Source organism: Anaeromyxobacter sp. Red801 (genome assembly GCF_049201065.2).
Classification (GTDB): domain Bacteria; phylum Myxococcota; class Myxococcia; order Myxococcales; family Anaeromyxobacteraceae; genus Anaeromyxobacter.
The window spans coordinates 4,781,512-4,805,275 of the sequence record NZ_CM181236.1 but is presented as its reverse complement, the minus strand read 5'-3'; the positions used below and the strand labels follow the sequence as shown (position 1 = coordinate 4,805,275).

Below are 23,764 nucleotides of genomic sequence, written 5' to 3'. Positions count from 1 at the left end.
AGATCGAGGCGGAAGCGACCGGGGAGGATCGGGGCGGGCGCGGCGGCGCGGCGACCCGTGCGTCCACGAAGTTGCGATGCCACCGCGCGGCGTGGCATGAGGGGTTGCGGCTGGCCCGATGGGTCGTCGCGTGGTCGTGGGGCAGCATGTGGGCGTGGGTGGGTGCAGCGTGCGTGGGGGAGGGGTGGCCAGCCGGATGCGAGGGTTCCCGCAGGTAGACTATCGACGGGACCCGCGCCTGCCGGTGAGCGCGCCCGCCGTGCTCGCCGCGAGCGACGGCCGCTGGGACGTCATCGCCGAGGACTTCGCCGCCGGCGGCTGCCGCGTGGTGTCCCCGGTCCCGCTCCGGCTCGGCACCGCGGCGTACCTGACCTTGCAGCTCCCCTCCGGCGCCGGCCACGTGGCCGCCACCGCCACCGTCGCCTGGAACACCGCCGCGCCGCCGTGGCGGATCGGCTTCGCGTTCGCGCGCTCCGGCGGCGAGGAGCGCGCCCGCCAGGTCCGCACGCTGCTCGACGCGAACCCGCGGCTCGGCCGCCGCCCGCTGCCGCTCCGCCCCAGCGCGCGGCTGCGGCTCGGCGCGCCCCCGGATCCCTGCCCGGTGTTCACCCGCGACGAGCGGGTGGTGCTCCGCGCCGCGCGCGACGCGCTGGCGGTGCGCGAGCTGTTCGGCCGCCACGCCGTCCGCGCCGTCGAGCTGCGCCGCGCGCTGCAGGGGCTCATGCTCCACGGCTGGGTCCAGACCGGCGCGGCGCGCGCCACCGACCGGCGCTGGTCGGCGGTGCTCGCGGAGACGCTCTCCACCGGCGGTGCACGCGCCACCCGCGACCGCCCCGCCGACGGCGCCGGCTACCGCCCGCTGCGCGGCCGCCGCGCCCAGGCGTTCGTGGACCTGGCCCGCGCCGAGAGCGCCGAGGGGCACGACGCCTCCGCGGTGGAGTGGCTGCAGGCCGCCCTGGCCGCGTCCCCCGAGGACCCGTTCATCCTCGCCGCGCTCGACGCGCTCACCGTGGGTCACGCCCGCGGCTGAAGGTCGCGTCGGCCCGGTTTGCCTCCCCCACCCTGGGCCCCCTCGCCTCTGGTAGGCTCCTCCGGAGGGAGGGGTCATGGAGCACGCATCTCGCCGGTTCCGCGAGGAGCTTCGCCGGGAGCTCCCGCGGTGGCAGCAGGACGGGCTCGTCTCGCCCGACGCGGCCGCGACGCTCTGGTCGCGCTACCGGCTGGCCGAGGCCGAGCCGGCCTCGGGGCCGGGCCTCCTGCCGGTGTACGTGCTCGGTGCGCTGCTGGTCGGCGCGGGCGTGGTGTCGCTGGTCGCCTGGCACTGGGAGTCGATGGGCGCGGCGCTCCAGCTCGCGGTCATCGGCGCGGCCATGGTGGCGAGCCACGCCGGCGGGGTGGCGCTCTGGCGCGGCCGCGCGCCGCGGCTCGGGCACGCGCTCACCCTGCTCGGCACCGTGATCTTCGGCGCGAACGTGGGGCTCGTGGCGCAGATCTTCCACGTGAGCGGCGTGTGGTGGGGCGGGTTCGCCGCGTTCGCGGCGGGCGCGCTCGTCGCCGGCGTCGCCTACCCGAGCCTGCCGCACCTGCTGCTCGGCGCGGTGCTCGCGCTCTGGGTGTCCGGCCCCGGCCTCGCCCACGACCACCCGCGGCCCGGCCTCGCCATCGCCTGGGTGCTCGCCGCGGCCCTGCTGGCGCTGGCCTGGCGCGAGCGCTCGCGCGCGCTCGCGGTCCTCACCGCCCTCGGCCTCGCGATCGTCGGCGCGTCCGCGCTGGACGGCGCCGGCCAGGAGCGCGGCATGGTGGTCGCGGTGCTGTGCCTCGCCGCGGCGCTCTGCGCCACGCCGCTCGCCGCCGCGCCGCTCGCCGCCCGCTCCGACACCGGCGCCCGCCTGTCCGGCGCGCTCCGCGTCACCGGCCGGCTGCTCTTCTACGGGGCCGCCGCGGTGCTGTCCTTCACCGAGCTCGCCCACGAGCTCCGCTTCCGCGGGGCGGTGCCGACGCTCACGCTGCTCGCCGCCGCGCCCGCCGCGGTCTTCGCGATCGCCGCGCTCGCCGCCGGGCTGCGCCGGCCCGAGGTGGACCCGCTCGCGCGCGGCGAGGCGATGCTGATCGGCGCCACGGTGGTCGCGCTGGCCGCCGGGATGTCGCTCGAGACCGGCACCGGCACCGCGCTCGTCGCGAACCTGTCGCTCGCGTTCCTCGCGGCCGGGCGCATCGTGCGCGGGCTCTCCGGCCTGCGGCGCGCGCCGTTCTGGGAGGGCATGGCGGTCGCCGGCGCGCTCACGCTCGTCCGGTTCATCTCCATCGAGACCGGCCTGTGGCTGAAGGGCGCCGGGTTCATCGCCTGCGGCGCGGCGGTGCTGCTCGGCGGCATCGCGTTCGAGCGCCGGCGCGCCCGCGCCGCGGAGGTGACCCATGCCGCGTGACCTCCCCGGCCTTCGGCCGCCTCGCGCTCGTCGTCGCGGTGCAGCTCGCCATCCTGGCCGCCATCCCGTTCCGCCAGGCGCGGGCCCGCCTCGCCGGCGAGGACGTGGTGCTGGAGTCGATGCCGGTGGACCCGCTCGATCCGCTGTCCGGCTACTACGTCGCGCTCGCCTGGCGCGCCGAGCGCGACGCCGGGGCGTGGCAGGGGCCGGGCGACGGCGCCTGGCTGGTGATCCGGCGCAACCTGCCGGCCTGGGTGGGCGAGGCGTGCCTGGGCGAGCGCCCGCCGCCCGAGCCCGAGCGGATCGCCATCCGCGCCGAGCGCGCGGGCGACGGCTGCCGCATCCCCTCGGCGCAGCGCTTCTACATCCCCGAGGCGCGGCGCGCCGAGGTCGAGGCCGCCATGCGCGAGACCGGGCGCACCGCGCTCGTGGACGCGCGGGTGGACGCCGAGGGGAACGTGGTGCTGCTCCGGCTGCGCGCCGGCTCGACGGTGGTGGGCCGCTAGCGCGGCTCGGGCGGCTCCGGCGGCGCCAGCGGCACCGCCAGCCGCGCCACGGTCCCGCCGCCCTCGCGGTCGAGGAGCGCGAGCGCGCCGCCGTGCGCGTCCGCGACCTTCTTCGCGAGCGCGAGCCCGAGCCCGGTGCCCTTCTCCTTGGTGGTGAAGAACGGGCGGAACAGGCCGGCCCGCGCCTGCGGCCCCAGCCCCGCCCCGCGGTCGCGCACCTCGAACACCGCCTCGCCGCCGGCCGCGCGCGCCGACAGCTCCACCTCGCTCGCGGCCGGCGCCGCCTCGACCGCGTTCCGCACCAGGTTCACGAGCGCGCGCCGGAGCTGCTCGCGGTCGGCCCGCGCCTCGCCCGCGCCCTTCACGCCGAGCGACACCTGCCGCTCCGACGCGAGCGGCGCGGCGATCTCCGCCACCTCCTCGACCAGCGCCCCGAGCTCCACCGCCTCGCGCACCGGCGGGCGCGTCCGGGCGTAGTCGAGGAACTCCTCGACGACCTTCGAGAGCGCCGCCAGCTCGGAGCGGATGCGCGCCACGTGCGCCGCCTCGGGGCGGCCCTCCAGCTCCTCGGAGAGGATCCCGGCGAACAGGTCGAGCGCGCCGAGCGGGTTGCGCACCTCGTGCGCGATGCCGGCGAGCAGGGTCTCGCGCTCCTCGTCGCGCGCGCGCAGCGCCTTGCGCATCTCCTCCAGCGTGTCGCGCAGCATGCCCAGCTCGTCGCGGCGGCGCCGCGGCCAGAGCGGCGTCTCGAGGTCGCCGCGCCCGATGCGCCGCGCGCCGTCGGCGAGGCGGGTGAGCGGGCGGGTCACCGAGAGCGAGGCGCCCGCGGCGACCAGCGCGCCCAGCACCGCGCCGGCCACCGCCAGCGTCGCGAGCAGCCGCCGGAAGCGGCGGAAGGTCGCGAACGAGGCGGCGGTGCCGTCGGCGCCCACCACCGCCACCACCTTGCCGGAGGCGTCGAGGAGCGGCGCGTAGCCGCTCTTGTAGAGCAGGCCGTCCGAGCCCTCGAACATCACCTGGCTCGCCACCGGCCGACCCGCCGCGGCCTGCGCGATCTCCAGCCGGTCGCGCTCCAGCGCCGGCACCGGCTCGCCGATGCGGGTGCGGCCGTCGGAGTCCGCGAGCGCGGTGCGGTCCGGCCGGATCACGTACAGGCGCGTGCCGGTGCTGCGCGCGAGCACGTCGAGGCGCGCGCGCACGTGGCCGTAGGTCCGGGTGCGCTCCTCCCCCGGCTCGAGCCGCGCCACCCGCTCCGCCGGCAGGGCCGAGGCCGCCGCCTGCGCCGCCGCGGTGAGGCGGGCCGAGAGCTCGTCCTCGAGCGCGCGCCGCGCCAGCCGGTCGGCGAGGAGCGCCATGGCGGCGAGCGAGACGAGCGCGGGGAGGGCGGCGGCGAGGGCGAAGCGGAGGCGCACGAGGAGATCCTAGCCGGATCCCGGTCCGCCCGGGCGGCTCCGCAGGCCCTACCGGCGCTCCTCGAGCGCCGCGGCGAGGCTCGCCGGCCCGGAGTGCGCGAGCAGGAACTCGCGGACCACCGGGAACACCTGCTCCGGCGCGCCGCGCCCGAGCAGGAGGTCGGTGTGCCCGTAGTCGCGCTCGAACACCACGTAGCGCTTCGGCCCGCCCCAGCGCCGGTAGGCCGCCTGCACCACCGAGGGCGGCGCGAGCCCGTCGCGCTCGGCGGCCACGAACAGCGCCGGCTGCGCGCACCCCTCCAGCCCGGCGCGGTAGTCCGCCTCGCCGTCCATCGACCGGAACGAGTCCTCGCGGATGAACGTCGCGAACTGCTCCAGCACCCCGGGCTCCAGGTTCTCGAGCCCGTTCGCGAGCAGCCGCCGGTACACCGGCCGCTCCACGTTCCGCATGTTGATGGCGAGGTCGGCCCAGGCCGGGTGCCACTGACCGGCGAACGGCGCCAGCATCCGCGCCGCCACCCGGGTGAACCGGCCGAGCACGGTGAAGCGCAGCAGCACCAGCTTCTTCAGCCGCTCCTGCACGTCGAAGTGCGCCGGCGCCGCCAGCGCGACGATCCCGGCGATGCGCTCGGGGTAGCGCTCGCAGGCGGCGAGCCCCATGAGCGCGCCCTGGCTGTGGCCGACCCAGAGCACCTGCCCGGCGCCGGTGGCGGCGCGGATGGCGTCGAGCGCGGCGGGCACGTCCTCGCGCAGGTACGTGTCGAGGTTCCAGCGGCGCGGCGCGCCCGGGCCGCGGCGGGAGGCGCCGTGGCCGCGGTGGTCGAGCGAGAAGCAGTCGAAGCCGGCCCGCGCCAGGTGCGCGGCGAGCGCGTAGCGCTCCATGCCGAACTCGAAGGCCTGCCGGTTCATGGCGATGCCGTGCACGAGCAGCACCGGCGGGCGCCGCGCCGCCACCCTCGGGCGGCAGCGCCCCAGGCCGAGCGTCCAGCCGTCGCGGGTGGGGACGGACAGCAGCTCGTCCTCGACCGGCGGCACGGCGAGCCGCCAGGACCAGAACGCGTAGTGGAGCAGGGTCGCGGCGAGGAGGATCCCGGCGGCCGCGATCACGACGGGGAGGGACATGGGCCGCGCATTCTACGGCGGGCGGGCCGGGCGCGCGCGGCGCCGGGCCGGCGATGCGACCCGAAGCCGCCCGGGCGCGGCCGGACGCCTCGCCCCGTCGATAGCGTGGCCCACCCGTTGCAATCGCCCGACCGTGGAACCGACGGACGGTGCACCGGGCGCATCCCGGCGCAGCGGCCGGGCGGGCGCCGCGAAGGGAAGCGAATCGGACGTCCGGACGTGACCGGATCGAAGGCAGGAAGGGCCCCGGGACCGGGCAGGGAAGGCGCGCGGCGCAGGGGCGCGGTCTCCTTGACCGGCCGAGCCGCCGGGGCGTAGCGTCGATCACCCATTTCCTACATGTCGAGGTGCGCCGTGAAGAAGGTCGAGGCCATCATCAAGCCGTTCAAGCTGGACGAGGTGAAGCAGGCCCTCTCCGAGGTCGGGGTCGCCGGCCTCACCGCCACCGAGGTGAAGGGCTTCGGCCGTCAGAAGGGTCACACCGAGCTCTACCGCGGCGCCGAGTACGTGGTGGACTTCCTGCCCAAGGTGAAGGTCGAGGTGGTGGTGGCCGACAGCCTCGTCGGCCGGGTGGTCGAGGTCATCGAGCGCGCCGCCAAGACCGGCCGCATCGGCGACGGGAAGATCTTCGTGCTGCCGGTGGAGGAGGTCATCCGCATCCGCACCGGCGAGCGCGGGGAGGAGGCGCTCTAGGCGCCCGGGCGCCCGTCCCGGCGGGCGCCCCATCCTCCGCCCCCGCGCCCGGGGGCGGACCGATCCACCGCACCCGTGTCCCGCACCGGCCAGCCCGCCCAGCTCTCCGCCGCGCTCTCCCGCGCCGCGATCGACTCCCTCGCCGACGCGGTCGTGATCGTCGGCGCCGACGGCGGGGTGCTCCACCTCAACCCCGCCGCCGAGGAGCTGTTCGGCCGCTCGCGCGAGCGCAGCGTGGAGCTGCCGGTGCGCGCGCTCCCCGGCGGCGCCCAGCTCGAGAAGGTGGCCGAGCGGACGGTGCGCACGCACGAGGGGCAGGCGACCGAGTTCCCGTCGCCGCAGGACCGCGCGCTCCCGGTCTCGGTGACGGCCACGCCGCTCCTCGACGGCGCGGTGTGCGCCGGGGCGGTGCTGGTGCTGCGGGTCCCGCGCTCCGCCGACCGCGCGCTCGACTTCGAGGCGCTCGCCGCCGGCCTGGCCCACGAGATCAAGAACCCGCTGGCCGGCCTGCAGGGCTCGGCCGAGCTGCTGGCCCGCGAGGCCGAGGGCCCGGCCCGCGAGTACGCCGCGGTGATCGCGCGCGAGGCGAAGCGCGTGGACGGGCTGGTGCGCGAGCTCCTCGACCTCGCCCGCCCGGCGGCGCTGCAGCAGGCGCCGGTCGAGCTGCACGACGTGCTCGGCGACGCCCTGGTGCTCGCGCGAGGCATCCCGGGCGCCGACCGGATCGCGTTCGTGGAGCGCTACGACCCGTCGCTCCCGCCGGTGCTGGGCGACGAGGAGAAGCTCATGCAGGTGGTGCTGAACCTCGTCCGCAACGCGGTGGACGCGGTCGCCTCCACCGACTCGCCGCGGGTGACCATCGAGACCTCCGTCTCCCCGCTGCGGCTGCGCGTGGCGAGCGGTCGCACCCGCCCGCTGGCGCGCGTCTCCATCCAGGACGACGGCCCGGGGATCCCCGAGGCCATGCTGCAGCGGCTGTTCACGCCGTTCGCGACCTCGAAGCCGCACGGCACCGGGCTCGGGCTCGCCATCTCGCGGCGCATCGTGGAGGCGCACGGCGGGCGCATCGAGGTGCGCAACCGGGCCGGGGGCGGGGCGGAGGCCAACGTCTACCTGCCCCTGGACGTCCCCTAGCCCGTCCGGCGTAGCGGCGCCGCGCGCTGGCCCCGCGCTTGCTAAGAGGTACCCGGATCGGCGGATCATCCGCATCCCACAGCCAGGAGCGAGCGTTGCGAAAGGTCCTCATCGTCGACGACGAGCCCTCGGTCCGCTTCGTGCTCGCGCGGACCTGCGAGCGCGCCGGCGTGCCGTACGAGGAGGCGGGCAGCGCCGAGGAGGCGCGGACGAAGCTGCGCGCCGCCGGCGGCGGCAAGGACGGCGTCGGGCTGGTGCTGCTCGACGTCCGCCTCCCCGGCGACGACGGGTTCAAGCTGCTCGGCGAGATCGGCGGGCGGGTGGACTCGCCGTTCGTCGTGGTGATGACCGCCGAGGACACCATGCGCTCGGCGGTGGAGGCGATGAAGCGCGGCGCCGCCGACTACCTCGGCAAGCCGTTCGACCTCGAGCGCGTGGAGCGGATCGTGCGCGACCTCTCGGCCGCGCCGCCGCCGGGCCAGGCCGACGAGCCCGCCGCGCACGCGGAGGAGCGGGGCGACGGGCGCCTGCGCGAGGGCGGCGTGGCGCTGCCGGACACGCTCATCGGCCGGTCGGCCGCGATGGTCGAGGTCTACAAGGAGATCGGCCGGGTGGCGCGGACGGAGATGACCGTGCTGCTCATGGGCGAGTCCGGCACCGGCAAGGAGCTGGTGGCGCGCGCCATCCACGCCAACTCCACCCGCGCGCGCGGCCCGTTCGTCACCGTGAACATGGCCGCCATCCCGCGCGATCTCATCGAGAGCGAGCTGTACGGCCACGAGAAGGGCTCCTTCACCGGCGCGGTGGAGCGGCGGCCCGGCAAGTTCGAGCTGGCGAGCGGCGGCACGCTGTTCCTGGACGAGATCGGCGAGATGCCGATCGAGCTGCAGGCGAAGCTGCTGCGCGTGCTGCAGGAGCGCGAGATCGACCGCGTCGGCGGCACGCGGCCGCTCGCGGTGGACGTGCGCATCGTCGCCGCCACCAACGCCGACCTGGCGCGCTCGGTGGAGGAGGGGCGCTTCCGGCGCGACCTGTACTACCGGCTCGCGGTGGTGCCCATCCGCCTGCCGCCGCTGCGCGAGCGCGAGGGCGACGTGATCCTGCTGGCGCGCCACTTCGTCGCGAAGTTCGGCGAGCAGCTGAAGGGGCGGCCGGTGGCGCTGGGGAAGGACGCCGAGGCGGTGCTGCTCGCGCACCCGTGGCCCGGCAACGTCCGCGAGCTGCAGAACGTGCTGCAGCGCGCCCTCCTGAAGCTCGCCGGGAACCGCGTGGGCGCGCGCGACGTCGCCAGCCTGGTGCCGGCCGCGGTCGCCAGCGAGCGCGCGCTCACCGGCCTCGTGGAGGGGCTGCTCGACGCCGAGCCGCCAGAGGGCGGGCGCTACCAGGCGGCCATCGCCGCCATCGAGGCGCCGCTCATCGCGGCCGCGCTGGCGCGGACCCACGGCAACCAGCTGCGCGCCGCCGAGCTGCTCGGGATGAACCGGAACACGCTCCGCGAGCGCATGCGCGCGCTCGGGATGAAGCCGCGCTAGCGGCCCCGCGCCTGCCCGGAACCCGGGCAGGCCGGTGCCCGGAAACCGGGCACCTCCGCGCTACATCGCCTCGACCAGGATCGACGCCTGCCGGGTCCCGTCGGGCAGGCCGGCGAGCGCCCGCGCGGCGCGGAGGCCGCTCGCGCCCTCGCGCGCCACCGCGCCCGCGGCCGCCAGCACGCGCGCGTAGTCGAGCCCGCCGTCGGGCGCGCACACCGCGAAGAAGCGCTGCGGGCCGCGCGCCGGCGAGGCCTGCACCTCGACGTCGAGCGCGCCGCGCGACTGCGGCGCCGCGACGATCGGGTGGATCCGCTGCACGTTGCCCGCGGCGTCCACCGCGACCACCCACAGCGGGCACGGGCCGTCCGGCTCGAGCTCGAGGTGGAGGCTCGCGCCGGCGCGGACGCTGGCGCCGTCGGGCAGCGGCTGCGCGGCGCCGGGGCGGCCGCCCCACGCCGAGAGGCCGAGCGCGGGCGGGTGCGGGGCGGCCGAGCGGAGCACGGCCACCACCGCCACGGCGGTGAGGACGAACGTCCCGAGCGGCACCAGCGCCGCCAGCAGGCGGGGCGTGGCGCGGCGCGCGGACGGGCTGCCGCTGGCGCGATTCGCTGCGTTCACTGCGTTTCCCCCGGTCCCGGCCGCTCCGGCCGGGTGCCAAGCGTACATGGGGTCGGCCCCGCGGCGCCATGCCGCGCGGACTTCTGTCGCATCATACACCCATCGAGGTGCCCGGAAATCGAGCAGCCGGTGGCCGGGTTTGAGTCACGACCCGCCGGAGATCCGCGGATCTGGGCGCGTCAGCGGCTCGCCGGCGTGGCATGAGCCGTGCTAACTGGGCCGGCCAACAACCCCGCAGGCCGTGGAGATGCTCGCGATGGCGAAACTCACCCCGAAGGCGGTCCTGGACCTGGCCAAGGAACGCAAGGCCACCTACGTGGACCTCAAGTTCATGGACTTCGTCGGGATCTGGCAGCACTTCTCGATCCCGCTCTACGAGCTCAGCGAGGAGGTGTTCGAGGCCGGCCTCGGCTTCGACGGCTCGTCGATCCGCGGCTGGCAGGCGATCCACGCCTCCGACATGCTCGTGGTCCCCGACGCGGACACGGCCGCGATCGATCCGTTCATGGCGGAGCCGACGCTCTCGCTCATCTGCAACGTGGTCGACCCGATCACGAAGGAGCCGTACTCGCGCGACCCGCGCAACATCGCCATCAAGGCCGAGAAGTACCTGAAGTCCACCGGCCTCGGCGACACCGCGTTCTTCGGCCCCGAGCCCGAGTTCTTCGTGTTCGACGAGGTCCGCTACGACCACGGCGTGAACCACGCGTTCTACAAGCTCGACTCGGTCGAGGGGCAGTGGAACACCGGCCGCGAGGAGCCGGGCGGCAACCTCGGCTACAAGCCCCGCTACAAGGAGGGCTACTTCCCGGTCGGCCCCACCGACTCGCAGCAGGACCTGCGCACCGAGATGTGCCGGGTGATGGAGTCGGTCGGCATCCACGTGGAGCGGCAGCACCACGAGGTCGCCACCGCCGGCCAGGCCGAGATCGACATCCGCTTCGACTCGCTGGTGAAGTGCGCCGACAACCTCCAGTGGTTCAAGTACATCATCAAGAACGTGGCGCGCCGGCACGGCAAGACCGTGACCTTCATGCCGAAGCCGCTCTACGGCGACAACGGCTCCGGCATGCACGTGCACCAGTCGATCTGGAAGGCCGGCAAGCCGCTGTTCGCGGGCGACGGCTACGCGGGCCTGTCCGAGATGGCGATGTACTACATCGGCGGCATCCTCAAGCACGGGCCGGCGCTCGCCGCGCTCTGCAACCCGTCCACGAACAGCTACAAGCGGCTCGTGCCCGGGTTCGAGGCGCCGGTGAACCTGGCCTACTCGGCCCGCAACCGCTCCGCGTCGATCCGCATCCCGATGTACTCGCCGTCGCCCAAGGCGAAGCGCATCGAGTTCCGCTCGCCCGACCCGGCCTGCAACGGCTACCTGGCGTTCGCGGCCATGCTGATGGCCGGCCTCGACGGCATCGAGAACAAGATCAACCCGGGCCAGCCGCTCGACAAGGACATCTACGGCATGTCGCCGGAGGAGCTGAAGGACATCCCGAAGATGCCGGGCTCGCTCGACGAGGCGCTCGAGTGCCTCCGCAAGGACCACAAGTTCCTGCTGAAGGGCGACGTCTTCACCGAGGACGTGATCGAGACCTGGATCCAGTACAAGTACGACAAGGAGATCACCCCGGTCCGCATGCGCCCGAGCCCGATGGAGTTCGCGCTGTACTTCGACATCTAGGCGCGACCGAGGTCCGGCAGCACCGGGCGGCCGTCCGCGAGGGCGGCCGCCCTTCGTTTGCGCGCCGTGTTCACCGCCAGACGACGGCCGGATCGCGCAGCGGTCGGGCGCGCGCGGCGGGCCCGTCCGCGCCGGCCGCGGGCGCCGCCGGTCGCACCGGCGTCCCCGTCATCACGATCCGCGAGGCCACCCACGGCGCCAGCACCAGCTCGGTCGCGAGCGCCACCGGCGGGAACGCCGAGGCCGCCGCGAACCCGAGCAGCCGCACGCCGAAGCAGGCCCAGTACGCGGCGGCGGTGCGCTCGCGCCCGGCCACCCGCTGCGCCGCCCACACCGTCACGGCGGGCGTGACGGCGACGAAGCCGCCCAGGCCGACGAGCGCGAGCGTCAGCCCGCCCGCGCTGGCGCTGGCCTCGCCGCCCCAGAGGTCGCCGAACAGCTGCACCATCCCGATGGCGAAGATGCCCGCGAACAGCACGTCCGACGCCGCCGCGCCCGCCGCCGCCGCGCCGTAGACGCGCCACGGGCCGGGCGCGTCGGCGGGGGGTGGCGCGGAGAGATCGGGCGCCGCGGGCGCGGGCGCGGCGCCCGGGCCGGGCGGCGCGGGGTCCGGTGGCGCGAGCGGCGCGGCGTCCACGGGTGGTGAATCCACCGGCACCGCCACCGCGGCGGCCAGCCGGAGCGCGAGCGCGCAGGCGAGCATCGGTCCCCCCTCCGCTCCACCGACGCCCCCATCATCCCGGACCGCGGGTGCGCCCCGCTTGCCCCGACGCGGGGACCGGGGTATCTCGCTCCTGGCCGCGCGCGCCCGCGCGGCCCCGGACGAGGCGCGTCGTACCCGGTGACGACAAGACGACGCGAGGAGGATCGCCTCGTGCCCTGGATCTACCTCGTCGTCGCCGGCCTGCTCGAGACGGGCTGGGCCATCGGCCTCAAGTACACCGACGGCTTCCGCCGGCCCATCCCGTCGGTGCTCACCGGCGCCGCCATCGTCGCGAGCATGTGGCTGCTCGGGCTCGCCGCGCGCGACCTGCCCATCGGCACCGCCTACGCGGTGTGGGTGGGCATCGGCGCCACCGGCGCCGCCATCCTCGGCGTGGTGCTGCTCGGCGAGCCGCTCGGCCTGGCACGGGCCGCGTTCCTCGGGCTGCTGGTCGTCTCGATCATCGGCCTGAAGCTCACCGCCACGTCGTGAGCAGCCCCGCGCCTCCCCCGCGCAGGAACGCGCCGTGGCGCCCGCGCCGCCCGTTTGCTAGATGCACGGAGCGTCTTGATCCCGCACCCCGCCAGCCTCCGCGCCGCCCTCGGCGGCCTGCCCCGCACCTTCTGGATGGTGTGGACGGGCATGCTGGTGAACCGGCTCGCCAGCTTCGTGGCGCCGTTCCTGGCGCTGTTCCTGGTCCGCGAGCGCGGCTTCGACGCGGCCGAGGCCGGGCGGATCGTGGCGCTGTACGGGCTCGGCGTGATGGTGGCCGGGCCGCTGGGCGGCACGCTCGCCGACCGGCTCGGCCGCCGCCCCACCATGCTGCTCGGCCTCGTCACCGGCGCGCTGTCGGTGGCGGCGCTCGCCCTGACGCGCGCCCCGCTGGCGCTCGCGGCGCTCGCGTTCGTGAACGGGGCCACCGGCGAGATCTACCGGCCCGCCATGAACGCGGTCGTGGCGGACGTGGTCGCGCCCGCCGAGCGCACCCGCGCCTACGGCCTCGTGTACTGGGCCATCAACATGGGCTGGTCCATCGGCCTGTCGGTGGCGGGGCTGTTCGCGGAGCGGCACATCGCCTGGCTGTTCTTCGTGGACGCGACCACCTCGCTCGCGTTCGCGGCGGTGCTCGCGTTCACCGTGCCGGAGACCCGGCCGGCCGGCGTCGAGCCCGCGCCCGCGCTGGCCGGGCTCGCGCAGGTGTTCCGCGACCGCGTGTTCGTCGTGTTCGCCCTGCTCGCGCTCGGCGGGCTCATGGTGTTCACGCAGTTCCAGCTCGCCGCGCCGCTCGACATGGCCGCGCACGGGGTCGGACCGGCCAGCTTCGCCTGGCTCATGGCGCTGAACGGCGTGGGCGTGGTGCTGCTCCAGCCGCTCCTCGGGGCGCGCCTGCGCCGGTACGACCCCTCGCGCGCCCTCGCCGTCTCGGCGCTGCTGTTCGGGGTGGGCTTCGGCGTCAACGCGCTCGGCGGCAGCGTGCCGCTCTACGTGTTCGGCGTCTTGCTCTGGACCGTCGGCGAGGTGGTCGGCTTCCCGGTCGCGAACGCGGTGGTGGCCGATCTCTCGCCGGCCTCGCTGCGCGGGCGCTACCAGGGCGCCTACTCGATGAGCTGGGGCGTGGCGTTCACGCTGTCGCCGCTCATCGGCGGCGAGGTCATGAGCCGGTTCGGCGCGCGCACGCTCTGGATCGGCACGCTCGCGCTCGGGCTGGTGCTCGCCGCCGGCCACCTCGCCGCCGCCCCCGCGCGCCGCCGCCGCCTCGCGGCGGGCCGCGCCGCGCCGTCCCCGCGACCGTCCCCGGGCCAGGCGCTCGCCGCGCCGGACGCCTGATCGCCGTCGCCCCGTTCCGGCGTCCGCTCGTCCCGAGCCCGTCGCGGGACGGGCGGTGGCCCCCGCGCCTGCCTTGCGGCGCCCGCTCGACGCCGTCCGCAGCTTGGGTCCGGAGGAGGTCCCCATGGCGCGGATCGGCATCGGCGGCCTGGCGGAGGAGCTCTCCCGCGCGCGCGAGGCGATCCGGCCCCGCTCGGCGGCGGACGCGCGGGCGCTGGAGCTGCTCGCGGACGTGCTCGCCGGCCGGGCCGGCCGGGCGCTCGCGGCCGCGTGGGAGGCGCGGCGCTTCGAGGCGCCCTGCGAGCGTGCGGGCCTCCTGCTCGCCGCGCTGCGGGCGGAGGCGCGGGCGGGCGGCCCCGGCCACCCGCTCTGGGCCGGGCTCGCGGCCGCGACGCCGCGGCCGGACGCGCTCACCGCGCCGGCGCTGGAGGCGGTGCTCGGCCGGCCGGACGACCGGCTGGTGGACGCGCTCGCGCGCCGGAGCGCGCGCGAGGAGGACCCGGCGCGCGCGGTGGCGTGGCGCTGGCCGGCGGCGCTCGCCGGCGCGGGCGCGCGGCCGGTGGCGCTGGCGGAGCTCGGGTCGGTGGCCGGGCTGGGCCTCGTCGCCGACGACCTCGCGGCGCCCTGGACGTTCGCGGACGGCGGCCCGGTGCCGGTGGCGGAGGGGCTGCGCGCGGTGGGGCGGCTCGGGCTCGATCCCGCCCCGCTCGACGCCGCCCGCGACGAGGACGCGGAGTGGCTGCGCGCCTGCGTGCCCTCCGGCGATCGCGCCGCGCTGGGCCGGCTCGACGCGGCGCTCGCCGCCTTCCGGGCCGCGCGCCCCCGGCCCGACGCGCCGGTGCTGACGCCGGTGGCGCTCGCGTCGGCGCCGGAGCGGCTGGCGCTCCTGTCCGCCACCGCGCCCGGGGCGCTCGTGATCGCCTGGCAGGCGCTGCTCCGGCCGCGGCTCGGGCGCGAGGAGCGCGCCGAGCTCGGGGCCGGCATGCGCGCCTGGCTCGCCACGCACCGGCCGGGCGCGGCGCTTTGGGTCGAGCTGGAGCGGGCGCCGGGCGCGCGGTCCCTCGGCCCGGGCCGCGCCGCGCTCCTCACCGCGCACCTGCGCGCGCCGGACGGCGCGCTCCGGTCGATCCGCCTGGCGCGGTGCGCGCTCGAGCCCACGGTGCTGGCGCCCGAGCCGGGGGCGGCGGACGCGCTCGCCGCGCTCCTCGCCGCGCCGGCGGCGGGCGCGGTGGCGGCGGCGCCGTGAGCGGCCGCGGCCTCACATCACCAGGCCGCCGTCCACGTCCACGGTGCGCCCGTCGAAGTAGTCGCACTCGATGACGAACCGGACGGCCTTCCAGATGTCCTCCGGCTCGCCGATGCGCCCCACCGGCACCGCCGCCACCAGCGCGTCGCGCGCCTTCTGGTTCATGCCCTTCGTCATGGGCGTCTCGATCATCCCGGGCGCCACCGCGCCCACCCGGACGCCGAGCGGCGCGAACTCGCGCGCCCAGGTGACCGTGTTCGCCGCGAGCGAGGCCTTCGCGGCGACGTAGTTCGACTGGCCGCGGTTGCCGTGCCGCGCCACCGAGGAGAGGTTCACCACCACGCCGGGCCGGGTGCCGGCCCGGGCCATCGCCGCCACCGCCTCGCGCACCATGCGCGTCGCGCCGGTGAGGTTCACCGCGATCACCGCGTCCCAGTCGGCCTCGGAGAGGGTCGTCACCTCGCCGCTCGCGCGATCGCGGCGCACGAGCAGGCCGTCGCGGATGATCCCGGCGTTGTTGACGAGCGCGTTCAGCCCGCCCATCGCGCCGGCCGCCCAGGCCACGAACGCCCGCGCGTCGTCCGGGCTGGTCACGTCGAGCCGGCGCCGGTGGACGCCCTCGGGCAGCGCGGCGAGGCCCGCCTCGTTCACGTCGCCGGCGGCCACCTTGGCGCCGGCCTCGGCGAGCCGCCGGGCGAAGTGCGCGCCCATCCCCTGGGCCGCGCCGGTCACGATCACCTTCAGGTCGCGAAGCTCCACGTTTCCCTCCTCCGGCGCAGGCCGTGAGCCGAGACGGTAGCCGTGCCGCGGCGCGGCGCGCTCGCTCCCTGATGGGCACCCGGCTTTACTTCGCCACCGCGGGCCGGACAAGCTCCGGGATGAAACATGAATCAACCTTCAACTTCACTGCCCGCCACCGCGCGCGGCCTGCGCACCCGCCGGAAGCTGGTCGAGGCGGCCGAGGTCGTGTTCGGCGAGAAGGGCTTCGAGGCGGCGTCCATCTCGGACATCACCCGCCAGGCCGGCGTGGCGCTGGGCACGTTCTACGTGTACTTCGCCGACAAGCGGGCGCTGTTCGTGGAGGTGGTGGACGGCCTGGGCGCGCGGCTCCGCGAGGCGCTCGCCGAGGGGATCGCGGCGGCGGGCACCGGCGACCGGCTGGCGGTCGAGCGCGCCGGGTTCGACGCCTTCTTCCGCTTCGTGAGCCGGCACCGGCTGCTCTACCGGGTGGTGCGGCAGGCCGAGTTCATCGACCAGGAGTGCTTCCGCCGCTACTACCGCAGCTTCGCCGAGCCCTACGCCCGGGCGCTGGAGCGCGCGCAGGCGGCCGGCGAGCTGCGCCGCCTGGACCCGGAGGCGCTCGCCTACGCGCTCATGGGCATGGCCGACTTCCTGGGCATGCGCTACGTGCTGTGGGGCCGCGGGCGCCAGGCCGAGGCCGCGCTCGAGGCGGCGGTGGACTTCATCCGCGGCGGCATGGCGGCCGTCCCGCCCGCGCCCGCCGCCCGCGCGCGGCGGAGCCGGTCCGGCCGTGCCGGGAGGAAGGCGTGAGGTCGGCCCGCATCCTCTCCACCGGGCGCTGCGTCCCGGCGCGCGTGGTCACGAACGCCGAGCTGGAGGCGCGCCTCGGCGAGCCGGTGGACGAGTGGCTCCGCGAGAACGTGGGCATCCGCGAGCGGCGGGTGATGGCGCCGGACCAGGTCACGAGCGACCTCGCCGCCGAGGCCGCCCGCCAGGCGCTCTCGCGCGCCGGGCTGTCCGCCGCCGACCTCGACCTCGTCATCGTGGCCACCGACACGCCCGACCAGCCCAGCCCGGCCACCGCCTCGGTGCTGCTGCACAAGCTCGGCGCGTCGCGCGCCGGCGGGTACGACCTCAACTGCGCCTGCGCCGGCTTCGTCACCGCGCTCGACGTCGCCGCGAAGACCCTCGCGGCCGACGAGGCGTACCGTCACGTGCTGGTGGTCGGCGCGTACGGGATGAGCCGCCATGTGGACCCGTCGGACAAGCGCACCTGCACGCTGTTCGCCGACGGCGCCGGCGCGGTGCTGCTCGGGGCCGGCGACGCGCCCGGCTTCCTGGGCGCGAAGCTCGACGCGGCCGGCGAGTACCACGACGCGCTCGGGATCTACCAGGGCGGCACGCTCCAGCCGGCCACGCCGGAGTGGGTCGCCGCGCACGGCCAGCCGTTCGTGCGCTTCGTCCGCAAGTTCCCGGCCACGTTCAACACCGACCGCTGGCCGCCGCTGGTGGACGCGGTGCTGGCGCGCGCCCGCGTCCGCCGCGAGGACGTGGCGCTGTACGTGTTCACCCAGCTCAACCTCCGCACCATCGAGGCCACCATGGCCGCGCTGGGCCAGCCCATGTCGCGGACCCACTGCACCATGGAGCGCTGGGGCTACACCGGGTCGGCCTGCATCCCCATGACGCTCGACGACGCCGCCCAGGCCGGGAAGCTCCGGCCCGGCGACCTGGTGGCGCTGGTCGCCTCCGGCGGCGGGCTCGCCATGGCGGCGGCGCTCGTCCGATGGACCGCCGCGGCCGCGTCACCCTGAGGACCTCGCACGTGTACTTCGGCGACTGGACCGCGCGCGGAGCGCACTACTGGCCGGACCGGGTGGCGGTCGTGGACGTCGCGAAGGGGGCGGCGGGCCGCTTCACCTACCGCGACCTCGAGGCGCGCGCGTGCCGGCTCGCGCGCTGGCTCTCCGCCGCCGGGGTCCAGCCCGGGAACCGGGTGGGCCTGCTGGCGCTGAACGGCGTCGAGCCGCTCGACGCGCTGTTCGCCTGCGCCAAGCTCGGCGCCATCCTGGTCCCGTACAACTGGCGGCTCCACCGGGCCGAGCTGGCGGGCTGCGTGCGGCGCACCGAGCCGGAGGTGCTGCTCCACTCCGCCGAGCTCGCCCACCTCGTCGATCCCGCCGCGCTCGGGGGCGCGCGCCTGGTGCACCTGGAGGGCGACGGGCTCCCCGGCTCGACCCCGTACGCCGCGATCCAGGCCGGCGACGCGTCGCCGATCCCGGACCGGCCGTTCGACGAGCGCGAGGTGCTGGCGCTCCTCTTCACCGGCGGGACCACCGGCACGCCCAAGGCGGCGCGCATCACCTACCGCCAGGTGGCCTGGAACACCTTCACCACGCTGGTCCACGAGCTGCGGCCCGGCGACGTCACCCTCACGCACACCCCCATGTTCCACACCGGCGGGCTGTTCGTGTACACGCTGCCGCTCCTCACGGTGGGCGGCCGGGTGGTGGTGCTGCGCCGCTGGGACGCCGCCGAGGGCCTGCGGCTGCTCGCCGAGGAGCGGGCCACCTTCTTCTTCGCGGTGCCCACCCAGTACCAGCAGCTCCTCGAGGCGCCCGGCTTCGCGTCGGCCGACCTGTCCGGCCTGCGCTTCCTCACCAGCGGCGGCGCGGCGCTGCCCGTTCCGCTGCTGGAGGCCTGGCAGCGCGTGCACCGGGTGCCGTTCAAGCAGGGCTTCGGCATGACCGAGTTCGGCCCGGGCATCTTCTCGATGGAGCCGGCCGACGCGGCTCGGAAGGCGGGCTCGGTGGGCCGGCCCAACCAGTTCGTGGAGGCGCGCCTGGTGGACGAGGGCGGGCGCGAGGTCGCGCCCGGGGTGGTGGGCGAGCTGTGGCTGCGCGGCCCCGCCTGCTGCGACGGCTACTTCCGCGACCCGCAGGCCACCGCCGAGGCCATCGACCCGCAGGGCTGGCTCCACACCGGCGACCTCGCGCGGCGCGACGCGGAGGGCTTCCACTTCGTGGTCGGGCGGCGCAAGGACATGTTCATCTCCGGCGGCGAGAACGTCTACCCGCTGGAGATCGAGGCGGCGCTGCTCGAGCACCCCGAGGTCGCGCTCGCCGCGGTGGTGGGCGTGCCCGACGCGCGCTGGGGCGAGGTGGGCCACGCGTTCGTGGTGCTCGCGCCGGGCGGGAGCGCCGGGCCCGAGGCGCTGCTCGCGCACCTGCGCGAGCGGCTCGCCCGCTACAAGGTCCCGAAGCGGCTCACCCGGCTCGACGCCATGCCGCTCACCGCGGCCGGGAAGGTGCTGAAGACCGAGCTGCGCCGGCTGGCCGCCGAGGCCGCGCAGGCGGAGGGCTCGCCGTGAGCGCCGCCGCCGCGCAGCCCTGGTGGCGCGAGCCCACCCGCCCGCAGTGGATCTCCTTCCTGGCCGCCTGGCTGGGCTGGGTGCTGGACGGCTTCGACTTCACCGTGTTCCTGCTGGTGATGCCGGCCATCGCCCGGGAGTTCGGCGTCACCTACGCCGCGACCGCGTGGAGCATCACGCTCACGCTGCTGTTCCGGCTCGCAGGCGGGTACGGCGCCGGCTGGCTCGCGGATCGGGCGGGCCGGAAGCTCCCGCTCATGATCTCCATCGTGTGGTTCGCGGTCTGCGACGGGGCGGTGGCCTTCGCGCCGTCCTTCGGCTGGGTGCTCGTGTTCCGCACGCTGTTCGGGTTCGGGATGGGCGCCGAGTGGACCAGCGGCGCCACGCTCGCCATGGAGAACTGGCCGGAGCGCAGCCGCGGCATCGCCTCCGGGATCCTGCAGGGCAGCTGGGCCATCGGCTACATGCTCGCCGCGGTGGCCGCCGCGACGGTGGTCCCGGCGTTCGGCTGGCGCGCCCTGTTCCTGCTGGCCGCGCTGCCCGCGCTGCTGGTGCTGCCCATCCGCGCGTTCGTGCCGGAGAGCCCGGACTGGCGGAAGGCCCGGGACGCGGCGCCCCGGATCTCCGGGCGCGAGCTGCTCGCCGCGGGCGTGCTCGGCCGCATCGGCTGGGCGAGCGTGCTGTGGGGGGTCTGCTTCGCGATCTACTACGGCCTCACCGGCCTGTGGCCCACGCTGCTCCAGGCGGAGCTGGGGCTCGCGCCGGGCGCGGTGGCCTGGCTGGTGATCCTCTTCAACGGCGGGATGATGGCGGGCGCCATCGCCTGCGGCGCGATCGCGACCCGGTACGGCGTCCTCTGGGCCCTCGCGGCGCCGGTGGTGCTGCTGCTCCCGGTGCTGCCGCTGTACGTGGGCGCCGCGCCTTCGCTGCTGTGGCTGGGCGCGCTCGGCGCCGGGGCGCTCGGCGCCGGCATCTCCGGGGTGACGCCGGTGCTGCTCACGATCCTGTTCCCGCCGGCGGTGCGGGCGCGCAGCGTGGGCATCGTCTACCACGTGGGCGCGCTGCTCGCCGCCGCCACCCCGGCGCTGGTGGCGACGCTGGCCGCCGACGGGCGCATGCCGCTCTCCCGCGCGCTCGCCGGCACGGTGGCCGCCGCCGCGCTGCTCACGCTCGCGATCCTGTTCCTCCGCCCGAGGAACGTCCTCCCTCCGGAGGCGCTCGCCGCCGCACGCGGCGCCCCGAGACCGCCGGCCCGCCGGCCGGCCCCACCGCAGCCGCAGACGAACGAAAGGAGCACGCCATGACGAAGCGCATCGCCATCGCAGCCCTCGCCGCCCTCGCCCTCGCCGCCTGCGGAGGCTCCGACAGCGACCCGCCCTCCGGACCGACCCTCGACACCGCCACCGCCATCGGCACCTACCTCGACGGCAAGCGCTGGGTGATGACCGGCAATGACATCCCCACCCACCCGAACGGCTACAGCGAGGACGTGAACTACGGCGCCGCCACGCAGTGCTACAACCGCGTCACGCTGTCGATGGCGGCCTCCACCTGGACCACGGTGAGCGCGCTCGGCACGCTGACCGGCGCGCCCAATGCCGGCGACACGGGCGACTGCGATCGCACCACCGTGCTCGCCACGCTGCCGGCGTTCAACTCGAACGCGGTGCTGATCGAGAACGTCGCCGCGGGCGGCGCGTGCTTCGACATCACCGTGACGTACACCGGCTTCGCGCAGGAGGGCCGCGGCAAGTTCAGCGCCGACGGGCGCACCATGACGCTCGAGCTGTACTTCTCCGGCCAGGCCACCGGCCACCGCTGCGCGAACGGCGCGGTGGGCGCGTCCTCCGTCACGCTCAACGGCGCCGCGTTCACCGGCAACGCGCAGCAGGTCTACCGGCTCCAGTAGCGCGGCGATCCGGGCCGGGCGCGAGGTGCGCCCGGCCTGCCCCGTCACGAAGCGCGCACCCGCTCTCCCGCCCGGAGGCCTCCACATGGCGTCGCCCTCCCGCACCCCGCCCGGCCACCTCGCCGCGCTCGCCGCCGGCCTGCTCGCGCTCCTGCCCTGCGCCGGCGCGGCCCAGTCGCCGGCGGTCCCCGGGCTCTACTTCCCGGACTGGTACGACCAGCACGCGCGCGAGCACGACGCGCCGCCGCAGCAGTTCCGGCTCATCAACTACTTCCTCACCCGCGCCACGTTCACGAACGCGCTCGGCGACCCCTCCGGCCTGAAGGGCGTCTCGCTCGGCCCCTACGGCCAGTTCGCCGGCAGCGCGGTGTACGCCGGCGCCACCGGCGCGGGCGCGTGGGTGGAGCAGCGCTGGATCCCGGTGGTCGAGTTCACGCCCAACTTCCTCGACGGCCGCGCCGCGTTCCGCGCGCAGATCGAGGTGGACTACGTGTGGGGCCGCGCCGCCAACACGGTGCAGCCGAACGAGGGCGGCGGCCTCAACGCCGACCAGGTGAACGTCCAGACCAAGAACGTGAACGTCGCGATCTACCCGTGGAAGGACCCCGACGTCCTCACCGTGCTCCTCGGCACGCAGCCGCTCTACGACACCCCGCTCGACCCGACCCGCACCGGCCTCGCCGACGTGGTGCGCACCGGCTACAAGCTCGCGTTCGCCGGCAGCGACGCCACCGGCATCCAGCTGTTCCAGGCGAAGCGCGGCCGCAGCCGCCTGTCCTGGTTCCCGCTCGACTCGGCCCAGCCGGACAAGGCGACCCGCGACGATCCCAGGCTCGCGTTCACCTGGATCGCCATGGCCGATCACCAGGTCGAGCTCGCGCCCGGCACCTGGCTCGGCGCCTCGCTCTGGTACCTCGACGACACCACCAAGGGCGACGCCTACGCGTACGAGGGGCTGGTGCGGGCCGGCCCCGGCTCGGGCGGCCTGTCGGCGTTCACCGGCACGCAGCCGTTCCAGATCGAGCGCGCCAACGGGCGCGTGGCCTGGGCCGGCGTGAACGCGCACCACAACATCGACTTCCGCGCCGGGCGCCTCGGCGCGTCCGGCTGGTTCATGTACAACGCCGGCCGCTACGAGTCGCAGCGGCCCGACACGGCGCTCAACCGGAGCGTGGACGTGCGCGGCTTCGCCGCCGACGCGGAGCTGCTCTGGAACCACGGCCGCACCGCCGGCGACCTCGCCACGCTCGAGGCGGTGGTGTCGAACGGCGACTCGAACCCGACCGACGGGAAGTACACCGGGCCGTTCACGCTCAACTACTACGGCCTGCCCGGCGCGGTCTGGTTCAACCACCGCATGCTGCTGCTGTTCCCGTTCACGAGCACGGTGAACAACTACAGCGGCGCGGTGACCGATCTCTCCAACCAGGGCTCGGGCATGCTGGCGCTGGTGGGCAGCGCCGCCTACGACGTGGTGCCCAACAAGCTGAACGTGAAGCTGGGCGCCGGGCACGGGCGCTCCTGGGCGACGCCGCCCGCGTTCGCCGGCAGCGCCACCGCGCGCGGCAAGACCATCGGCACCGAGGTGAACGCGGAGGTGAAGTACACGTTCCGCTACCTCATGACGGTCGGCCTGCACGGCGGGTACCTGTTCCGCGGCGACTGGTTCGACGGCGAGACCTCGCGCGTGAAGAAGGACCCGTACGCGCTCTACACCACCTTCACCTGGTACGCGTTCTAGCGGAGGCGCCCATGACCCTCGCACGACAGCTCGGCGCCGCCGCCCTGGCCGTGGCCCTCGCGGCCTGCGCCCCGCGCTACTCCGGCCGGCCGCCGCTCGAGTTCCAGGACCTCCCCTACGCCGGGCCGGACGGAAAGGCCTGGCCGGTCGCCACCCGCGAGCTGCCCGAGACGGCGCGGGCCTACGGGATGGCCCGGCCGCCGAAGGTGGCCTACGTGGAGCTGGGCAAGGGCGGGCCGAAGGGGACGCTGCTCTTCGTCCACGGGCTCGGCAGCTACCTCAAGTTCTGGTGGTTCCAGCTCGACGCGTTCGCCGCGGACGGCTGGCACGTCGTCGCGCTCGACCTGCCCGGCTACGGGCGGTCGGAGAAGCCGGCCTCGTTCCCGTACACCATGGAGGCGATGGCCGACGCGGCCCGCGAGCTCGCGCGCGGCCTCGGCGCGGAGCGGCCGGTGCTCGTCGGCCACTCGATGGGCGCGCAGGTGGCGCTCTCCTGGGCCATCCGCTACCCCGAGGACGTGCGCGCGCTGGTGCTCACCTCGCCCGCGGGCTTCGAGACGTTCAGCGCGCGCGAGCGGGCCTGGTTCGAGCAGGCCTACTCGACCGCGCTCGTGAAGAGCGTCCCCGAGTACGGGATCTGGGGCACGGTGGCCCAGGCGAACTTCGCCCGCTTCCGGCCCGAGCTGCGCTGGCTGGTGGAGGAGCGGGTGCGCCTGGCGCGCGCGGCGGCGTTCGACGCGTACGCCTACGCGCAGGTGCGGAGCGTGCAGGGGCTCGCGCGGAACGACTTCGTGCGGCAGAGCCTGGGCCGGGTGACCGCGCCGGCGCTCATCGTGTTCGGGGAGCAGGACCGGCTCATCCCGAACCCGTTCCTGCACGGCGGCTTCCCGCGCGAGGTGTTCGAGGTGGGCCACCGCGGCCTCGCCGGCTCGCGGCTGGTGGGCCTCGCCGGCTGCGGCCACTCGGTGCAGCTCGACTGCCCGCGCGAGTACGGCGAGGCGGTGAAGGGCTTCCTGGCGGGGGTGGGGCAGTAGAGGGCCCCTCGACTCCGCCCGCCTGCGGCGGGCTACGCTCGGGGTGAGCGGGAGCTGGACAGCCGCGTC

22 protein-coding genes and 1 riboswitch are annotated in these 23,764 nt (G+C 75.9%); of the genes, 17 read left to right on the top strand and 5 right to left on the bottom strand.

Annotated features, from left to right (window positions below; genetic code table 11):
* Positions 1-244: 244 nt before the first annotated feature.
* The 3 genes from ACOQFB_RS22105 (at position 245) to ACOQFB_RS22095 (ending at position 2,932) form a co-directional block, all read left to right on the top strand.
* Positions 245-1,030: a PilZ domain-containing protein gene (locus ACOQFB_RS22105; protein ID WP_237757887.1), complete on the top strand. Its 786-nt coding sequence runs from the start codon at positions 245-247 to the stop codon at positions 1,028-1,030.
* A 76-nt stretch (positions 1,031-1,106) separates the two neighbouring features.
* Entirely contained in the window at positions 1,107-2,426 is a 1,320-nt protein-coding gene (locus ACOQFB_RS22100; RefSeq protein WP_059437327.1) for a DUF2157 domain-containing protein, read from the top strand.
* On the top strand, positions 2,423-2,932 hold the full coding sequence (locus ACOQFB_RS22095) for a GDYXXLXY domain-containing protein (RefSeq protein ID WP_494492369.1): 510 nt from the start codon (positions 2,423-2,425) through the stop codon (positions 2,930-2,932). The genes ACOQFB_RS22100 and ACOQFB_RS22095 overlap by 4 nt, the downstream gene beginning before the upstream one ends.
* On the opposite strand, the gene ACOQFB_RS22090 is transcribed toward ACOQFB_RS22095, so the two are convergent.
* Positions 2,929-4,344 carry a sensor histidine kinase gene (locus ACOQFB_RS22090; RefSeq protein WP_059437329.1) on the bottom strand — a complete coding sequence of 472 codons (1,416 nt, stop codon included), beginning with the start codon at positions 4,342-4,344 and terminating at the stop codon, positions 2,929-2,931. The two genes, ACOQFB_RS22095 and ACOQFB_RS22090, sit on opposite strands and share 4 nt — an antisense overlap.
* Before the next feature lie 48 nt (positions 4,345-4,392).
* Positions 4,393-5,466 (bottom strand): alpha/beta fold hydrolase, encoded by a 1,074-nt coding sequence (locus tag ACOQFB_RS22085; protein WP_059437330.1) that lies wholly within the window; start codon positions 5,464-5,466, stop codon positions 4,393-4,395.
* A gap of 339 nt (positions 5,467-5,805) precedes the next feature.
* Between ACOQFB_RS22085 and ACOQFB_RS22080 the strand changes: the two genes are divergently transcribed.
* The 3 genes from ACOQFB_RS22080 (at position 5,806) to ACOQFB_RS22070 (ending at position 8,825) form a co-directional block, all read left to right on the top strand.
* On the top strand, positions 5,806-6,159 hold the full coding sequence (locus ACOQFB_RS22080) for a P-II family nitrogen regulator (RefSeq protein WP_012528333.1): 354 nt from the start codon (positions 5,806-5,808) through the stop codon (positions 6,157-6,159).
* Between the two features lie 75 nt (positions 6,160-6,234).
* Complete coding sequence (locus ACOQFB_RS22075) at positions 6,235-7,293, top strand: two-component system sensor histidine kinase NtrB (protein WP_421609536.1); 1,059 nt, start codon at positions 6,235-6,237, stop codon at positions 7,291-7,293.
* Between the two features lie 95 nt (positions 7,294-7,388).
* Positions 7,389-8,825, top strand: a complete 1,437-nt coding sequence (locus ACOQFB_RS22070; protein WP_059437332.1) for a sigma-54-dependent transcriptional regulator — start codon at positions 7,389-7,391, stop codon at positions 8,823-8,825.
* 60 nt (positions 8,826-8,885) lie between these two features.
* Here ACOQFB_RS22070 and ACOQFB_RS22065 read toward each other — a convergent pair whose 3' ends face one another.
* Positions 8,886-9,443: a hypothetical protein gene (locus ACOQFB_RS22065; protein WP_059437333.1), complete on the bottom strand. Its 558-nt coding sequence runs from the start codon at positions 9,441-9,443 to the stop codon at positions 8,886-8,888.
* Positions 9,444-9,699: 256 nt separating this feature from the next.
* Between ACOQFB_RS22065 and glnA the strand changes: the two genes are divergently transcribed.
* Positions 9,700-11,124, top strand: a complete 1,425-nt coding sequence (gene glnA / locus ACOQFB_RS22060; protein ID WP_015935410.1) for a type I glutamate--ammonia ligase — start codon at positions 9,700-9,702, stop codon at positions 11,122-11,124.
* A gap of 70 nt (positions 11,125-11,194) precedes the next feature.
* Here glnA and ACOQFB_RS22055 read toward each other — a convergent pair whose 3' ends face one another.
* Positions 11,195-11,827 carry a hypothetical protein gene (locus ACOQFB_RS22055; protein WP_421609535.1) on the bottom strand — a complete coding sequence of 211 codons (633 nt, stop codon included), beginning with the start codon at positions 11,825-11,827 and terminating at the stop codon, positions 11,195-11,197.
* A 92-nt stretch (positions 11,828-11,919) separates the two neighbouring features.
* Positions 11,920-11,986, top strand: a riboswitch (guanidine-III (ykkC-III) riboswitch).
* A gap of 12 nt (positions 11,987-11,998) precedes the next feature.
* Between ACOQFB_RS22055 and ACOQFB_RS22050 the strand changes: the two genes are divergently transcribed.
* From ACOQFB_RS22050 to ACOQFB_RS22040, 3 genes are all read left to right on the top strand, one after another.
* Complete coding sequence (locus tag ACOQFB_RS22050) at positions 11,999-12,319, top strand: DMT family transporter (RefSeq protein WP_059437335.1); 321 nt, start codon at positions 11,999-12,001, stop codon at positions 12,317-12,319.
* 75 nt (positions 12,320-12,394) lie between these two features.
* Positions 12,395-13,654 carry an MDR family MFS transporter gene (locus tag ACOQFB_RS22045; protein ID WP_421609534.1) on the top strand — a complete coding sequence of 420 codons (1,260 nt, stop codon included), beginning with the start codon at positions 12,395-12,397 and terminating at the stop codon, positions 13,652-13,654.
* A gap of 124 nt (positions 13,655-13,778) precedes the next feature.
* Positions 13,779-14,900, top strand: a complete 1,122-nt coding sequence (locus ACOQFB_RS22040) for a DUF2332 family protein (protein ID WP_421609533.1) — start codon at positions 13,779-13,781, stop codon at positions 14,898-14,900.
* A gap of 12 nt (positions 14,901-14,912) precedes the next feature.
* Here ACOQFB_RS22040 and ACOQFB_RS22035 read toward each other — a convergent pair whose 3' ends face one another.
* Positions 14,913-15,659, bottom strand: coding sequence for an SDR family oxidoreductase (locus tag ACOQFB_RS22035; RefSeq protein ID WP_059435766.1), 747 nt, complete (start codon positions 15,657-15,659; stop codon positions 14,913-14,915).
* A gap of 126 nt (positions 15,660-15,785) precedes the next feature.
* On the opposite strand from ACOQFB_RS22035, the gene ACOQFB_RS22030 reads away from it, so the two are divergent.
* The 7 genes from ACOQFB_RS22030 (at position 15,786) to ACOQFB_RS22000 (ending at position 23,695) form a co-directional block, all read left to right on the top strand.
* Entirely contained in the window at positions 15,786-16,451 is a 666-nt protein-coding gene (locus ACOQFB_RS22030) for a TetR/AcrR family transcriptional regulator (protein ID WP_421609532.1), read from the top strand.
* A complete protein-coding gene (locus ACOQFB_RS22025) occupies positions 16,448-17,455 on the top strand; it encodes a 3-oxoacyl-ACP synthase III family protein (RefSeq protein WP_059435820.1) in 1,008 nt (335 codons plus the stop codon). The genes ACOQFB_RS22030 and ACOQFB_RS22025 overlap by 4 nt, the downstream gene beginning before the upstream one ends.
* Positions 17,428-19,011 carry a class I adenylate-forming enzyme family protein gene (locus ACOQFB_RS22020; RefSeq protein ID WP_421609531.1) on the top strand — a complete coding sequence of 528 codons (1,584 nt, stop codon included), beginning with the start codon at positions 17,428-17,430 and terminating at the stop codon, positions 19,009-19,011. Before ACOQFB_RS22025 ends, ACOQFB_RS22020 begins: the two co-directional genes overlap by 28 nt.
* Positions 19,008-20,315, top strand: coding sequence for an MFS transporter (locus tag ACOQFB_RS22015; RefSeq protein WP_421609530.1), 1,308 nt, complete (start codon positions 19,008-19,010; stop codon positions 20,313-20,315). The genes ACOQFB_RS22020 and ACOQFB_RS22015 overlap by 4 nt, the downstream gene beginning before the upstream one ends.
* Positions 20,312-20,920 (top strand): hypothetical protein, encoded by a 609-nt coding sequence (locus ACOQFB_RS22010; RefSeq protein WP_421609529.1) that lies wholly within the window; start codon positions 20,312-20,314, stop codon positions 20,918-20,920. The genes ACOQFB_RS22015 and ACOQFB_RS22010 overlap by 4 nt, the downstream gene beginning before the upstream one ends.
* Positions 20,921-21,005: 85 nt before the next feature.
* Entirely contained in the window at positions 21,006-22,661 is a 1,656-nt protein-coding gene (locus ACOQFB_RS22005) for a hypothetical protein (RefSeq protein WP_059435770.1), read from the top strand.
* An 11-nt stretch (positions 22,662-22,672) separates the two neighbouring features.
* Positions 22,673-23,695, top strand: a complete 1,023-nt coding sequence (locus tag ACOQFB_RS22000) for an alpha/beta fold hydrolase (protein ID WP_421609528.1) — start codon at positions 22,673-22,675, stop codon at positions 23,693-23,695.
* The last annotated feature ends 69 nt before the right edge of the window (positions 23,696-23,764 follow it).